The organism is Umezawaea sp. NPDC059074 (genome assembly GCF_042738955.1).
Taxonomy (GTDB): Bacteria; Actinomycetota; Actinomycetes; order Mycobacteriales; family Pseudonocardiaceae; genus Umezawaea.
Genome location: NZ_JBHYHC010000186.1, coordinates 1 through 13,962 on the forward strand (window position 1 = coordinate 1; position 13,962 = coordinate 13,962).

14 protein-coding genes are annotated in these 13,962 nt (G+C 70.8%); 6 read left to right on the forward strand and 8 right to left on the reverse strand.

Translation table 11 applies throughout. From position 1 onward, the window contains the following. Positions 1-62 precede the first annotated feature (62 nt). Positions 63-1,403, forward strand: coding sequence for a glycoside hydrolase family 6 protein (locus ACFWW9_RS42585; protein WP_390388744.1), 1,341 nt, complete (start codon positions 63-65; stop codon positions 1,401-1,403). A gap of 150 nt (positions 1,404-1,553) precedes the next feature. Then, positions 1,554-2,519 carry a hypothetical protein gene (locus ACFWW9_RS42590; RefSeq protein ID WP_390388746.1) on the forward strand — a complete coding sequence of 322 codons (966 nt, stop codon included), beginning with the start codon at positions 1,554-1,556 and terminating at the stop codon, positions 2,517-2,519. A gap of 1 nt (position 2,520) precedes the next feature. Here the strand turns inward: ACFWW9_RS42590 and ACFWW9_RS42595 are convergent, their stop codons facing one another. The 7 genes from ACFWW9_RS42595 to ACFWW9_RS42625 all read right to left on the reverse strand — a co-directional run bounded on the left by ACFWW9_RS42595 (position 2,521) and on the right by ACFWW9_RS42625 (position 9,217). Beyond that, positions 2,521-2,889, reverse strand: a complete 369-nt coding sequence (locus ACFWW9_RS42595) for a hypothetical protein (protein ID WP_390388748.1) — start codon at positions 2,887-2,889, stop codon at positions 2,521-2,523. Between the two features lie 72 nt (positions 2,890-2,961). Then, a complete protein-coding gene (locus ACFWW9_RS42600) occupies positions 2,962-3,534 on the reverse strand; it encodes a TetR/AcrR family transcriptional regulator (RefSeq protein WP_390388750.1) in 573 nt (190 codons plus the stop codon). Positions 3,535-3,620: 86 nt separating this feature from the next. After that, the gene (locus ACFWW9_RS42605; protein WP_390388751.1) at positions 3,621-4,646 is read right to left on the reverse strand and encodes a LacI family DNA-binding transcriptional regulator; all 1,026 of its coding nucleotides are present in this window, start codon (positions 4,644-4,646) and stop codon (positions 3,621-3,623) included. Further along, the gene (locus ACFWW9_RS42610; protein ID WP_390388753.1) at positions 4,643-6,049 is read right to left on the reverse strand and encodes a GH1 family beta-glucosidase; all 1,407 of its coding nucleotides are present in this window, start codon (positions 6,047-6,049) and stop codon (positions 4,643-4,645) included. Before ACFWW9_RS42610 ends, ACFWW9_RS42605 begins: the two co-directional genes overlap by 4 nt. Before the next feature lie 2 nt (positions 6,050-6,051). Beyond that, positions 6,052-6,924: a carbohydrate ABC transporter permease gene (locus ACFWW9_RS42615; RefSeq protein ID WP_390388755.1), complete on the reverse strand. Its 873-nt coding sequence runs from the start codon at positions 6,922-6,924 to the stop codon at positions 6,052-6,054. Continuing rightward, complete coding sequence (locus ACFWW9_RS42620) at positions 6,921-7,853, reverse strand: carbohydrate ABC transporter permease (protein ID WP_390388767.1); 933 nt, start codon at positions 7,851-7,853, stop codon at positions 6,921-6,923. The genes ACFWW9_RS42615 and ACFWW9_RS42620 overlap by 4 nt, the downstream gene beginning before the upstream one ends. Positions 7,854-7,924: 71 nt before the next feature. After that, on the reverse strand, positions 7,925-9,217 hold the full coding sequence (locus tag ACFWW9_RS42625) for an extracellular solute-binding protein (RefSeq protein WP_390388757.1): 1,293 nt from the start codon (positions 9,215-9,217) through the stop codon (positions 7,925-7,927). 822 nt (positions 9,218-10,039) lie between these two features. Between ACFWW9_RS42625 and ACFWW9_RS42630 the strand changes: the two genes are divergently transcribed. The 4 genes from ACFWW9_RS42630 (at position 10,040) to ACFWW9_RS42645 (ending at position 12,869) form a co-directional block, all read left to right on the forward strand. Further along, positions 10,040-10,555: a redoxin family protein gene (locus ACFWW9_RS42630; RefSeq protein ID WP_390388759.1), complete on the forward strand. Its 516-nt coding sequence runs from the start codon at positions 10,040-10,042 to the stop codon at positions 10,553-10,555. After that, on the forward strand, positions 10,552-11,406 hold the full coding sequence (locus tag ACFWW9_RS42635; RefSeq protein WP_390388760.1) for a cytochrome c biogenesis CcdA family protein: 855 nt from the start codon (positions 10,552-10,554) through the stop codon (positions 11,404-11,406). Before ACFWW9_RS42630 ends, ACFWW9_RS42635 begins: the two co-directional genes overlap by 4 nt. An 87-nt stretch (positions 11,407-11,493) precedes the next feature. After that, positions 11,494-11,997 (forward strand): SigE family RNA polymerase sigma factor, encoded by a 504-nt coding sequence (locus ACFWW9_RS42640; RefSeq protein ID WP_390388762.1) that lies wholly within the window; start codon positions 11,494-11,496, stop codon positions 11,995-11,997. Next, positions 11,994-12,869, forward strand: a complete 876-nt coding sequence (locus tag ACFWW9_RS42645; RefSeq protein WP_390388764.1) for a hypothetical protein — start codon at positions 11,994-11,996, stop codon at positions 12,867-12,869. Before ACFWW9_RS42640 ends, ACFWW9_RS42645 begins: the two co-directional genes overlap by 4 nt. A 35-nt stretch (positions 12,870-12,904) precedes the next feature. Here ACFWW9_RS42645 and ACFWW9_RS42650 read toward each other — a convergent pair whose 3' ends face one another. After that, positions 12,905-13,861, reverse strand: a complete 957-nt coding sequence (locus tag ACFWW9_RS42650; RefSeq protein ID WP_390388766.1) for a Gfo/Idh/MocA family protein — start codon at positions 13,859-13,861, stop codon at positions 12,905-12,907. Between the last annotated feature and the right edge of the window lie 101 nt (positions 13,862-13,962).

Below are 13,962 nucleotides of genomic sequence, written 5' to 3' on the forward strand. Positions count from 1 at the left end.
CTCGGTGCGGGGGGGAGTTGCTTCGCACGCCCCGCCACCCGACCCATCGGGAGAGAACCGCCATGCCCACTCCTAAGCACGCCCTGGCACTGGGAGCGCTGTCGACCGCGCTCGCGGTCGGGGCGGCCCTGCTGCTGCAAGGTCCGGCGCCCGCGCTGGCCGCCGACTCGGCGTTCTACGTCGACCCCACGACCAACGCGGCCAAGTGGGTCGCGGCCAACCCCGGCGACTCGCGGACGTCCCTGATCCGCGACCGGATCGCCTCCGTCCCTCAGGCCAAGTGGTTCACCACCACCAACACCTCCGCCGTCCGCGCGCAGGTCGACGCCTACGTCGGAGCCGCGGCGGCCGCGGGCAAGATCCCGATCCTGGTCGTCTACGACATCCCGAACCGCGACTGCGGCGGGGCGAGCGGCGGCGGAGCCCCGTCGCACTCCGCCTACCGCCAGTGGATCGACCAGGTCTCCGCGGGGCTCGCGGGCAGGCCCGCGTCGATCGTCCTCGAACCCGACGTGCTGCCGATGATGTCGTCCTGCCAGAACGCGGACCAGCAGAACGAGACCAAGGCGTCGATGGCCTACGCGGGCAAGAAGCTCAAGGCGGGCTCGTCGCAGGCGAAGGTGTACTTCGACATCGGCCACTCGGCGTGGCTGACCGCCTCCGAGGCCGCGTCCCGCCTGAGGGCGGCGGACATCTCCAACAGCGCGGACGGCATCTCCACCAATGTGTCGAACTACCGCGCCCGCAACGACGAGGTGTCCTACGCCAAGGCGGTGCTCAACGCCGTCGGCGACGGGCGGCTGAAGGCCGTCGTCGACACCAGCCGCAACGGCAACGGCCCGCTCGGCAGCGAGTGGTGCGACCCGGCGGGCCGCGCGATCGGCACGCCGAGCACCACGGCGACCGGCGACTCCCAGGTCGACGCGTTCCTGTGGGTCAAGCCGCCGGGCGAGTCCGACGGCTGCATCGGCGCGGCGGGCAGCTTCGTGCCGCAGCGGGCCTACGACCTGGCCGCGGCGGCCGGGCCCGTCCCGACCACGACCACCACGACCACCACCACGACGACGACCACGACCACCGGCAACCCGCCGTCGGGCGGGTGCCAGGTGGCGCAGAAGATCACCAGCTCCTGGTCCGGCGGCTACGGCGGCGAGATCACCATCACCAACAAGGGGGCGGCGATCAGCTCGTGGACGCTGGAGTTCACCGCCGCGGGCGTGACGCTGACGCAGGGCTGGAACGGCACCTGGACCGACACGGGTGACGTCATCAAGGTGACCAACGCGTCCTGGAACGGCCCGCTGGCGAGCGGGGCGTCGGTGACGATCGGCTACAACGCGACCTTCGGCGGCGGCACCCCGCCGTTCGGGAACGCGAAGCTGAACGGCGCGAGCTGCGCCTGACCACCGACCGGAGGGGCGGCGCTTCGCGGGAGGCGCCGCCCTTCCGCCACCTCAAGGAACGGTCAAGCCGGAACTTTCCGCAACCGTGGTGGAACCCTTGCGGCACAAGGGGTGTCAGACTGGAAATCTTCTGATCGGGGGGAGAGTTCCATGACGGCACGACGGGCGATCGCACTGGTGGCGGTGGTGCTGCTCGGCACCGCCGCGTGTTCGGCGACGGAGGTCGAACCGGACGCCATAGGGCTGCACTACACGGCGGGCAGCTTCGACGGGAAGGCCTTCGACAGCGTCGTCCGGCCCGGCGACGTCGAGTGGACCTACAACGACGACGTCTACCGGCTCACCACGGCGCAGCGCAGCTTCATCGTCCGCCGCGACGAGCGCGCCGACATCAACGGCGTGATCAGCGTCCCGGCGGGCGGTGACGCGGAGACCAACGGGATGCTGGTGGACTTCGAGATCAGCGTCGCGTTCAAGACGAACACCCGCGACAACGACATCCCCGGCTACGAGGGCGGGACGCTGCGCAAGTTCTTCGAGGACCTGTGCGCGCACTACGCGTGCCAGCTCGACGACGACGGCAACGAGCCCGAGGGCTGGCGCAAGCTGCTGCGGGAGAAGTTCTACCCGCCGCTGGAGTCCGCGTTCAAGGACGAGGCGCGCCGGTACTTCGGCGACGCCATCGTCAACAACGTCCAAGTGGGCACCACCGACACCGGCACCCTCACGATGCTCCAGGCCGACGTGGGCAAGCGCTTCCAGGAGTACCTGGAGCGGCAGACCGGCAAGCAGTTCTTCTGCGGGCCGTCGTTCGACCGCGAGGTGCCCGGCGATCCCAACGCCAAGGACCCTCGGCTGCTGCCGTGCCCGCCGGTGGAGCTGCTGATCATCAGCGCGGACTACAACGACCCGGAGATCCGCAAGGGCCGCAGCGCCAAGAAGGTGGCCATCGACCAGTCCGAGGCGCAGGCGCAGCTGTCCAAGGCGTTGGCGGACCCGAACTACCTGGAGTACCTGCGGATCGAGGCGTCCAGGGAGTGCGCGAAGGCCGACAAGGCCGTGTGCGTGTTCTCCTCCGGCGGCGTCTCGCCCGCCGTCACCGTCCCGCCGCGGTAGCTCAGCCGAGCAGGCCAGCCTCGCTGATCGTGCGGATCAGCTCGGCGTGCTCGTCCGCGCGGGTGATCTGGAGGAGTTCGCTGTCCTCCAGGAAGTACGGCCGGTGCCCCGGCGGGACGTGGTAGGCGTCGCCCTCCACGAAGGTCTCCTCCGTCCCGTCGGTGTACTTGACCAGCACCGAGCCCTTGAACATCAGGCCCCAGTGCTCCACCGGGCAGGCGTTGTCCGCGTAGGCCGCGAGCATCGGGTCGATGGTGTAGCCCTTGGCGCACTTCTCGAAGGCGAAGTGCATCCCGCCCAGTGCGGCGTACTTCCCGACGTAGTCGCCGAAGTCGACGGCCACCGGGATCTCGGAACGGGCGATGCGCATGGCGGGGACCCTCTCGTCGTCGAGCGCAGGTCAGTGAATTTGAATTCATTTTCACTGCGAGAGGGCCCGCTGTCAACGCCCGAGAACGCCGCCCGCGATCAGGTCCGTCAGCGTCTCGACCACGTCCCCGCCGTCCGGCGACGGCCCGCGCAGCCGGTCGTAGCAGACGGCCTCGAGCATCGAGACCACGGCGAACGCGGCCGTGGCCGCCCGGTCGCCGTGCGACTCGGCGAGGTGGTCCGCCCAGATGGCGACCTGCCGCCCCCGCAGCCGGGCGTGCACCTCGCGGAACTCGGCGCTGACCATCGACGCCTGGAGCACACCCGCCATCTCGGCGTGGTGCCGCCGGTAGCCGACCCAGTACGCCTCGACGTGCCTGCGCACGTCGTCCCGGTCGGCCAGGCTGTGCCGGTGGCCCGCGGTGCTCACGACCTGCTCGCGCACGGCGGCCTCGAAGTCCTCGACCAGTGCCCGCAGCAGGTGGTCCTTGTCGGTGAAGTGCCGGTAGAACGAGCCCGCGGCGCGACCGGCCTCCTCGGTGATGTCGGTGATCTTGATCTCCGCGTACGTGGTGCGGGTCAACAGCCTGCGCGCGGCGGCCTTGAGCTCCTCGGCCGTCTGCCGCGCCTTGACCGACTCCGCCACCACGCCCCCTGTGCCCGTCCGAGACCCGAGCGTACCCACGGGATCGTCCGCCGCAAGGTGGGAGGGCACGTGCGGCGGACGACGTCTCACGCGCTGGCGCGGATCACCAGCGAGGTGGGCAGCAGCAGCGACGGGGGCAGCCCCTCCTCCCCCGCCAGCTGGCCAAGCAGGCACCACGTCATCGTGCGGCCCAGCTGCTCCACGTCCTGCCGCACGGTGGTGAGCGGCGGCAGCGCCGTGGAGGCGATCATCAGGTCGTCGAACCCGACCACGGCCACGTCCCTCGGGATGCGCCGCTGCTCGGCGTGCAGGACCCGCAGCGCGCCCATCGCCATGATGTCCGCGGCGACGAACACCGCGTCCAGGTCTGGCTCGCGGGCCAGCAGCGCGGCCATCGCGGCCGCCCCGCCGTCGGGCGTGAAGTCGCTGTGCGCCACCAGGTCCGCGGCCATCCCGGCCTCGACCATGCCCCGCCGCCACCCGTTGAGCCGGTCCATCCCCACGGCCATGTCCTTCGGCCCGGCGATGGTGGCGATCCGCCTGCGGCCGGTGGACACGAGGTACCGGGCCGCCTCCAGGGCGCCGTTGAAGTTGTCCGAGTCCACGTACTGGATGCCGTCGCCGACCAGCGGGCGACCGCCGACCACGATCGGCACCCCGGCCTCGGCCAGCTTGAGCGGCAGCGGGTCCTGGCCGTGCAGGCTGACGATCAGCACGCCGTCGACGTGCCCGCCCGACAGGTAGCCGACGACGTCCTGCTCGACGTCCTGCTGCGTCGTCATCATCAGCACCAGCTGGACCCGGCGGCCCGCCAGTTCCGCGTGCACCCCGCGCAGCACGCCCGCGAAGAACGGGTCGGACAGCACGCGGCTGCCCTGCTCCGACACCACGAGCGCGATGGCGTTGGCCCGGTTGCCCGCCAGCGTCCTGGCCGCCTGGTTGGGGCTGTAGCCCAGGGCTCCGATCGCCTCGTGCACCGCGTCGCGCGCCTTCGCGCTGACGTAGGGCTCCTCGTTGATCACCCTGGAGACGGTGGAACGCGACACCCCGGCCAAGCGGGCCACTTCCTCCAGCCGTGGGCCGGGGCGTCGGTTCCGGGCTACGTCGGTCACAGGCCACCCGTGGCGACCAGAGCGTTCTCCCTGGTCACCTTGGCGTACCACCGGGCGCTGGTCTTGGGCGTGCGGATCTGCGTGTCGTAGTCGACGTGCACGATCCCGAACCGCTTCGCGTACCCCTCGGCCCACTCGAAGTTGTCCAGCAGCGACCAGCAGAAGTAGCCCCGCAGGTCGACGCCCGCCTCGATGGCGTCGTACGCGGCCTTCAGGTGGGACTCGATGAAGCCCAGCCGGTCGAGGTCGTGCACACCGCCGTCGCCGTTGACCGCGTCGGGGTAGGCCGCGCCGTTCTCGGTGATGTACAGCGGCAGCCGCGGGTACTCGTCGTGCAGGCGCCGCAGCACCTTCGTGAGGCCCGCGGGCTGCACCTCCCAGTCCATGTCGGTGCGCGGGAGGTCGCGGCCGGGGAACGACAGCTGGTCGAGCCCCACCCACGGCGACCCGCTCTGCCGCCTGCCGTTGCGCAGCGGCACGAGGCCGTCGGACACGGTGCTGACGTTGTGCTCGGAGTAGTAGTTCACGCCGAGCATGTCGAGCGGCGCGGAGATGATCTTCAGGTCGCCCTCGTGGACGTTCTCCTCGAACCCGTACGGCTTGAAGTCCTCCACGACGTCCGCCGGGTACTCCCCACGCAGCACCGGGTCGAGGAACATCCGGTTCTGCATGCCGTCCAGGCGGCGCGCGGCGTCCACGTCGGCCGCGCTCTCCGGGTCGGCCGGGAACACCGGGTAGAGGTTCAGCGTGATGCCCACCTCGGCGTCGGACTGGACGGCCCGGATCGCGGACGTCGCCAAGCCGTGGCCGAGCAGCAGGTGGTGCACCGCGGCGACGGCGGCCTCGGGCTCGCGGCGGCCGGGCGCGTGCACGCCCGCCGCGTAGCCGAGGAACGACGAGCACCACGGCTCGTTGAGCGTCGTCCAGGACGTGACGCGGTCGCCGAGCGCCTCCACGACGGTCGTCGCGTAGTCGGCGAACCGGAACGCGGTGTCGCGCTCGGCCCACCCGCCCTTGTCCTCCAGGGCCTGCGGGAGGTCCCAGTGGTAGAGCGTGACCCACGGCTTGATCCCGTTGGCCAGCAACGTGTCCACGAGCCTGCCGTAGAAGTCGAGGCCCGCCTGGTTGGCGGGTCCGCCGTCCGGCCGGACGCGGGGCCACGCGATGGAGAACCGGTAGGCCTGGAGCCCCAGGTCCACCATCAGCTTCACGTCCTGCTCGACCCTGTTGTAGTGGTCGGCGGCGGGCTCACCGGTGTGGCCGCCGACGATGGCGCCGGGCAGCCTGCAGAAGGTGTCCCAGATGGAGTCCGTGCGACCGTCCGCGGTCGTCGAGCCCTCTACCTGGAAAGCGGCCGTCGCCGCGCCCCACACGAAGCCGTCGGGAAACGAAATCTGGTCCACAACTACCCCTTCACAGCGCCCTGCATGATCCCGGCGACGATCTGCCGCCCGAGTACGAGGAAGACCAACAACACCGGGACCGTTGCCATCGTGGTCCCGGCGAGGACCAGCGAGTAGTCGACGTAGTAGCCGGACTGGAGCTTCTCCAGCGCGACCTGGATCGTCGGGTCCTCGGGGTTCAGCACGATCAGCGGCCACAGGAAGTCGTTCCAGGACTGCATGAACGTGAACACGCCGAGCATCGCCGCGGCGGGCCGCACCGCGGGCAGGCACACGTGCCAGAAGGTGCGCAGCATGCTGCACCCGTCCATCCGGGCCGCCTCGATCAGCTCGTTCGGGACGGCGTCGACGATGTACTGCCGCATCCAGAACACGCCGAACGCGGTGACCAGGTTCGGCGCGATGACCGCGCCGAGGGTGCCGGACCAGCCGAACTCCGCCATCGCCATGAACAGCGGGATCACGCCGAGCTGCGTCGGCACGGCCAGCGTGGCGACGACGAACAGCATGAGCCCCTTGCTGCCGCGGAAGCGGAGCTTGGCGAAGGCGAACCCGGCGAGGCTGGAGAACAGCACCACGGACACCGTGACCGTGCCGGACACGACGACGCTGTTGCCCAGCGCCTTCCAGAACGGGATCGAGTCGACGACCCGGTTGGCGTTGACGAGGAAGTTCCCGCCGGGGATCAGCGGCACGTCGCCGGTGAAGACGTTGGCGTCGTAGCTGGCCACCAGGAACGACCAGTAGAACGGGAACGCCGACCCCAGGATGAAGGCGATGAGGATGCCGTACACCAGGAAGTTGGGGCGTTCCAACAGGGTCGAGGCCTTCAGCTTGCCCGTGCGGCCGGGCCTGCGCAGGGTCAGCGCGGTCATTCGGACTCCCCGGTTGACGCGATCCGCCGGGTGAGGAAGAAGTTCGCGGCGGCGATGACGAGGACGACCAGGAAGAGGATCCAGGCCATGGCCGAGGCGTAGCCGAGGTCGAAGTCCTGGAAGCCCGCCTGGTACAGGTAGAGCACGACGGTCTGGTACTGGTGGGAGAACCCGCCGCCGCTGCCGCCCGCGGGGTCGAACAGCTTGGGCTCGGTGAAGATCTGCAGGCCGCCGATCGTGGACGTGATGACCACGAAGATGATCGTCGGGCGCAGCAGGGGCAGCGTGATGCTGACGAACCGGCGGACCGCGCCCGCGCCGTCGACCAGCGCGGCCTCGTGCACCTCGCGCGGGATGGCCTGCATGGCCGCCAGCACGATCAGCGCGTTGTAGCCGGTCCAGCGCCAGTTCACCATCGTCGCGATGGCGACGTGGCTGGCGAACCAGTTGCCCTGCCAGTCGACCGGGCTCAGGCCGACGCCCTCGAGGAACGTGTTGATCAGGCCGTACTGCTTGCCGAACAGGTTGCTGAAGATGATCGCCAGCGCGACCAGGCTCGCCACGTACGGCAGCAGGACGCCCATGCGCCACGCCGTGCGCGCTCGCAGCGCGGTGTTGAGCAACGCGGCCAGCAGGACCGCGGTGATCATCTGCGGGACGCTGGACAGCACGAAGATGCTGATCGTGTTGAACATCGCGTTCCAGAACTGCGAGTCCGCCAGCAGCGCGGTGTAGTTCGCCAGTCCGACGAACGGGTGCTCGTCGCCGCCGAGCTCCCAGTCGAACAGCGAGACGTACCCGGTGTACAGCAACGGGAAGAGGCCGATCACCGCGAACAGCACGAAGAACGGCGCGATGAACAGGTAGGGCGTGAACTTGACGTCGAGCCGGGTCAACCGGTCGCGCAGCGGGAGCTTCGGGTGTTCCACCGGGGCGTCACGGCGGACGGGCGGGCGGGGCTCGACGCCCCGCCCGCTCGGTACCTCCGTGAGGTCAGCCGTCACTTGGCTGCCTTCTGGGCGCCCTCTACCGCCTGCTTCCAGGCGTCGTCGACGCTGGTGCCCTGCTCGACCGCCTGGAGCGCCGAGTTGAACACCTTGTCCTGGATGGTGCCCGAGGCCGGGCCCTTCGGCTGGGCGGCCGGGACCTTCTTGGCCTGCTCGGCGAACAGCGCGCCGACCTTGGTGTTGCCGAAGTACGCGCTGGTCTGGTCGAGCAGCGCGGGGGCCGTGAGGGCCTGCACCTGGCTCGGGAACGTGCCCTTGGCCGTGAACGCCTTGATCTGCTGCTCGGGGGCGGTCAGCCACGCGGCCAGCTCGGCGGCTTCCTTCGGGTGCTTGCTCTGCTTGGGCACGGTCAGGAACGACCCGCCCCAGTTGCCGCCGCCGTCGGGGAAGGCGTCGGTGACGGCCCACTTGCCCGCGTTCTCCGGACCGGCCTGCTTCTCGACGACGCCGAGCATCCAGGACGGGCAGGTCTTCGTGGCGAAGGCGGCGTTCTTGAAGCCGGTGTTCCACTCGTTGCTGAACGCCACGAGCTTGGCGGACTGGCCCTTGGCGACCGCGGCGGTCACCTGCTGCCAGTCGGCCTTGAGGTCCGGGTTGGTGTCGACGACGAGCTTGTCGCTGGCGTCGTAGTAGCCGACCTTCTCCTGGTTGACCATGGCGTTGAAGACCTGGGCGGCGCTGTCGAACCACGCCTTGTCGCCCGTCTTGGCCTTGAACTGGTCACCGGCGGCGAAGTAGCTGTCCCACGTGGCGAAGATGGCCTTCACACCGGCGGGGTCGGTCGGGAGTCCCGCGGCCTCGAAGAGGTCCGTGCGGTAGCACATCGCGAGCGGGCCGATGTCCGTGCCGTAGCCGATGAACGAGCCGTTCTTGGTGGCGGACTCGGACTTCCACGCCAGCCAGCGGTCCGGCTTGACGTCGGCGGGGCCGATCTCGAGGAGGTTGTTGAACTTGTCCGCCTTCGACAGGACCTGGGGCAGGTAGCCCTCCTCGACGGCCTCGATGTCGGAGAGGCCCGACCCGGCGGCGATCTTGGTGAACAGGTTCTGGTGGTGGTCGTCGGCCTTGCCGGTCTTGCGGGCGACGACCTTGATGTTCGGGTGGGCCTTCTCGTACTCCGGGAGGAGGTCCTCGTAACCGAACTCGTTGAAGGTGGCGACGGTCAGCTCGATCTTGCCGTCGGCGGTGGTGCCCCCCGTGCCGCCACTCGACCCGCAAGCGGCGGTCGCGGCGAGCGTGGCGGTACAGGCCAGTGCGATGGCCCATCGGCTAGAGCGGTACGGCACGAAGAACTCCTCTGCTGAGGGCGGCGGTGCTCGGCAGCCTCGGGAGTGAGGCGATGCGAGTCTGGGAGCGCTCCCAGGTGCCGAAGTGTGGTCGGCGCCACTAATGGGTGTCAAGCACTTGTGTCCAGCCTGTTACCAACGGGCGTCAATTGGGTGCTGCAACGCCTTGAGCTGCGGCGATGACCTGACGGTCGTTTTCACGCCCTTGCGGGTGCGGACAATCGTGTCTGATTTTCCGAGAGCGCTCCCAGGACTTCCACCTGGTCAGATGTGTTCACCACCTCGGCGGAACCGGTTCCGCGGAGCGCTGCCCGCCAGTCGATCAAGCCCGTCGGCCACGACCCGGCGGGGACCCGCTCGCGGCGGAGGGCCGACCCCGGACCGCGCTCCCCGAGCGGCGGGCTACCGACCCGCACTCCCACCGGAGGGCGTTGCCGGGCGACCGCGTCGACCGGTGACGCGCGACGGGCGTCACCGCGCCGAGGCGCGGTCGAGCGGCTGAATCGCCCAAACCGGACACTGCGAAGTCCTTGCGGGGCAGGGAAATCGGGGTCGCGATCGCCGCGCCCGTCGACCTCCGCGACGCGAACTCCGCCCACGCGAACGCGAGCACGGCCGTTGGGCGTAATCGGTTCACTCTCATGGTCCACCTCGCCGTGGAAGAACCCGAGCTTCTGGGAGCGCTCCCAGCGACCGTAGCGCGCTGGCGCGTCGAGGGACAAGGACCGCGACGCCTTCTCGCCGGGCACACACGATCGGGGCTACCCTCCGCCGAATCCGACGCTCGCCCCACCGCCGCCACGCCCGCAGGAGGTTGTCGACGTGAAACTCGTCCGTTCCCTGGGACTGGCGCTCGCCGCGCTCGCGCTCGTCGCGGGCTGCGGCTCCCCCGCCGCGCCGGCCCCGGCCGCCGCGGCCGTGGGCGCGTCCGCCGTCACCGAGCAGCTCCGGTTCACCGCGAAGACCGTGGACGGCAAGGACTTCTCCGGCGAGAGCCTCGCCGGGAAGCCCGCCGTGCTGTGGTTCTGGGCGCCGTGGTGCCCGTCGTGCAACCGCGAGGCGCCGACCATCACCAAGCTCGCCAAGGAGAGCAAGGGCGTCACCTGGGTCGGCGTGGCCGCGCAGGACCAGCTGCCCGCCATGAAGGACTTCGTCGCCAAGTACGACATGAACGGCTTCCAGCACATCGCCGACCTCGACGCCTCGGTGTGGCAGCGCTTCGGCGTGAGCGCGCAGCCCGCGTTCGCCTTCATCGACAAGGACGGCAAGGCCGACGTCATCATCGGCAGCCCCACCGAGGAGGACATCGTCGCCAGGATCGCCAAGCTGACCGCGTGACCGTCCAGACGCTGGGCTTCGCCCTCGCGGCCGGGCTGATCGCCGCGCTGAACCCGTGCGGCTTCGCGATGCTCCCCGCCTACCTGACGCTGGTGGTCGTCGGCGACGACCAGCGGAGCCGCGCCGCGGCCGTGACCCGAGCCCTAGCGGCCACCGCCGCCATGGCGCTGGGCTTCCTCGTCGTGTTCGGCACGTTCGGCCTCGTCGTGGCCCCCTTGGCCGCGTCCGTCCAGCGCTACCTGCCCGCGGTGACCGTGGTGATCGGCGCGACCCTGGTGGTCCTCGGCGCGGTGATGCTGACCGGCCGCGAACTCACCCTCCTGCTGCCCAAATCCGGCCGCGGCGCACCGACAGCCCGCCTGCGCTCCATGTTCGGCTACGGCATCGCCTACGCCATCGCGTCCCTGTCGTGCACGATCGGCCCGTTCCTCGCCGTCACCAGCTCCACGTTCCGCCGCGGCTCGGTCGTGGACGGCGTCCTCGCGTACCTCGCCTACGGCGTCGGCATGGCCCTGGTCGTCGGCGTCCTCGCCACGGCCGTGGCCTTGGCGGGCACCACCGTCGTCACCACCGCCCGCCGCCTGCTCCCCCACGTGAACCGCCTCGGCGGCGCGCTGCTCGTCGTGGTCGGCCTGTACGTGGGCTACTACGGCGTCTACGAACTGCGCCTGTACTTCGCGGGCGGCACCGCCGCCGACCCGATCGTCGAGGCCGCGGCCGTCGTCCAGGAACGCCTGGCCAGTTGGGTGAACACCTCCGGCCCCCTCCCCTGGGCTATCGCGCTTGCGGTCGTCGTGGCGGTGGCCGTGCTGCTGGCCCGCCGCCGATCCTCCACAGTGGACAAGCACTGAAGTTCGCCGAACAATTCCCGGAACCCGTGCAACCGGATCCGCCCCCGTGGGCGTGACTAGCCCGGTATCGCACGATAGGGGAGTCGAATGACTGATCGGGACGCCGCGTTCGCCGAGTACTTCGCGGCGCGTTCCGGGGCCATGCGCGGCACGGCGTTCCTGCTGTGCGGCGACTGGCACCGGGCGGAGGACCTGGTTCAGGTCACGTTCACCAAGCTCTACCTCGCGTGGAAGCGGATCGCCCGGCACGAGGTGATCGACTCCTACACGCGGCAGATCCTGGTGCGCACGTTCGTGTCCGACACCCGGTTGGGCCGCTACCGCCGTGAGCGGTTCGCCGACGGCTCCCCGGAGGCCGAATCACCGCCCGTCGGGTCCCCCGAGGACCGGATGGTGGTGCTGGAGGCGTTGGAGCACGTCCCGCCACGGCAGCGGGCGGTGCTCGTCCTGCGGTACTGGGAGGACCTGTCGGTCGAGGAGACCGCCAGGGCGTTGAAGTGCACCACGGGAACGGTGAAGAGCCAGGCCGCGCGGGGGCTGCAGACGCTGCGCGGTCGGCTCGCCGACGAGTACCAGGAGAGGGTCCGATGAACGAGCACGAGGTCAGGGACGCGTTGCGGGGCGCGATGGTGGCGAGCAGCCCGCCGCCGCCCATGGACACCGGTCTGGCGGTGGCCGCCGGGCAGAAGGCGTACCGGCGGCGGCAGACCACCAGGGCCGGGGTCGTGGCGGGGTTGGCCGTGGTGGGGATCGCGGTGGGGGCGACGTACCTGCCGTCCGCACTCGGTGGTGGCAGCACCGAGGCCGGGGCCGGGCCGAACGGGGTCGTGCCGCCGCTCCAGTCGTCCGCCGGGGTGCCCGCGCAGGCCGGGGCCGGGGACAAGACCGGGACGTCGTGGCCGGACGGGCAGACCGATCGGACCGCGACCAGCGGGCCGCGGGCGGACAAGAGCGTCGACCTGGCGTCGAAGCTGGCGGCGGCGCTGCCGTCGGGGTTCGCCGCGCGGGACGCGGACGACGCCAAGGTGCGCACCCAGTCGCAGTTCGTGGACTACGCCGCGAACAACGCCCAGGTGTGGGAGTACCAGGCGACCACGCCCGTGCTGAAGACGGACGGCAACGGCCACGTGGGCACCCTGTACGTGCAGGTCACCACGGTCGGCAACACCGTGACGGGTGAGGCCTGCGAGGCCGCCGCGCACTCGTGGGGCATCAAGGGCGATTGCGCCGCCGTCGACGTCGGTGGCAACAAGGTCGGCGTCCTCACCTCCAACGGCACCGAGCCCGACCAGGAGAAGGCGTTCGACCAGGTCGCCGCCTACCGCTACGCCGACGGCACGCTCGTCCTCGTCGGCCAGGCGAAGGCGTTCCGCGACAGCAAGCAGCCCGCGCTCGGCGAGCTGCCGCTGACCGGGGACCAGCTCGCCGCCCTCGCGACCGACCCGAAGTTCCACCTGGACTAGGCCCGGTGGGGGCGCTGTCCTCGGACCGCCCCACCTCAGCTCGCGTGGAACGCCTCCACGGCGTCCTGCACCCGCTGGGCGATCGCGAAGTCCGCCAGGTTCGGCGACCCGGTCCCCCGCACGGCTGCGGCGAACAGCCCGAGGCGCGTGGCGTCGGACCCGCTGCCCGCGCCGAGGTCCACCGGCGTCCACTCGTCGCCGTCGAAGGCCTCCAGCCGCACCCAGCCACGCAGCCGGTACGACCGGCGCGTGCCCCACAGCACCCACTCGTACACCTCGGGCCCGGCCACGCCCGCCAGCCCGGAGAAGTGCACCGGCACGTCACCGGCCCGCAGGAGCCCCCGCGCCGCCACCTCGCTGCCCGTCTCCGGGAAGTCGGCGCTCACGTCGACCGCCCGCAACGGCCCCAGCAACCGGTCCGTCAGGTACGCGAAGTGCGAGAACACCTCCCGCACGAACCCGCCCTGCTCCCGCCCGTCCAGCCACAGCGCGTCGGCCTGGAACGCCCGCGGCCACACCGGGAACTGCAACCGCACGTCGACGCCGAGCACGTCGCCGACCTCCCCGGCCCGCAGCGCTCGTTCGACCTCCAGCACCACGTCCCGGTCGGACAGCGCGAAGTTCACCGCGGTGGCGAGCCCGCTCGACGCCGCCGCCTCGACCATCGCCCGCGCGTCCTCGGCGCTCACCGCCAGGGGCTTCTCGCAGAACACGGCCTTGCCGGCCTTCAACGCCGCCACGGTCAGCTCCGCGTGGAACGCGGGCGGCACGGCGATGTACACGGCCTCCACGTCCGAGGCGTCCAGCACGTCCGCCGCGTCGCGGCTCACCGCCACCGAGGGGTGCGCCTCCCCGACCCGCCGCACGGTCGCCTCGTCCAGGTCGGACGCCCGCACCACGACGAGGTCCGCGTGCGCGGCCGCCACTTCGAGCACCCGGCCGCCCATGGCGCCGAGTCCGATGATGCCCAACTTCACGGGGGTGTCGACCATGGCCACAGCCTGCCAGACGGCCCGGTGGGGTTTTCGGGGAGCGGCGCCCCGCCCACAGAACCGGGTCGGTTCCCGGACCAAATTGGCCCAGGGGTAGTCCG

Bases quoted from the DNA above. Each gene is read 5' to 3' on its own strand.
- ACFWW9_RS42590 (WP_390388746.1), top strand. From the start codon at position 1,554: ATGACGGCACGACGGGCGATCGCACTGGTGGCGGTGGTGCTGCTCGGC.
- ACFWW9_RS42585 (WP_390388744.1), top strand. From the start codon at position 63: ATGCCCACTCCTAAGCACGCCCTGGCACTGGGAGCGCTGTCGACCGCG.
- ACFWW9_RS42595 (WP_390388748.1), bottom strand. From the start codon at position 2,889: ATGCGCATCGCCCGTTCCGAGATCCCGGTGGCCGTCGACTTCGGCGAC.
- ACFWW9_RS42645 (WP_390388764.1), top strand. From the start codon at position 11,994: ATGAACGAGCACGAGGTCAGGGACGCGTTGCGGGGCGCGATGGTGGCG.
- ACFWW9_RS42615 (WP_390388755.1), bottom strand. From the start codon at position 6,924: ATGACCGCGCTGACCCTGCGCAGGCCCGGCCGCACGGGCAAGCTGAAG.
- ACFWW9_RS42640 (WP_390388762.1), top strand. From the start codon at position 11,494: ATGACTGATCGGGACGCCGCGTTCGCCGAGTACTTCGCGGCGCGTTCC.
- ACFWW9_RS42650 (WP_390388766.1), bottom strand. From the start codon at position 13,861: ATGGTCGACACCCCCGTGAAGTTGGGCATCATCGGACTCGGCGCCATG.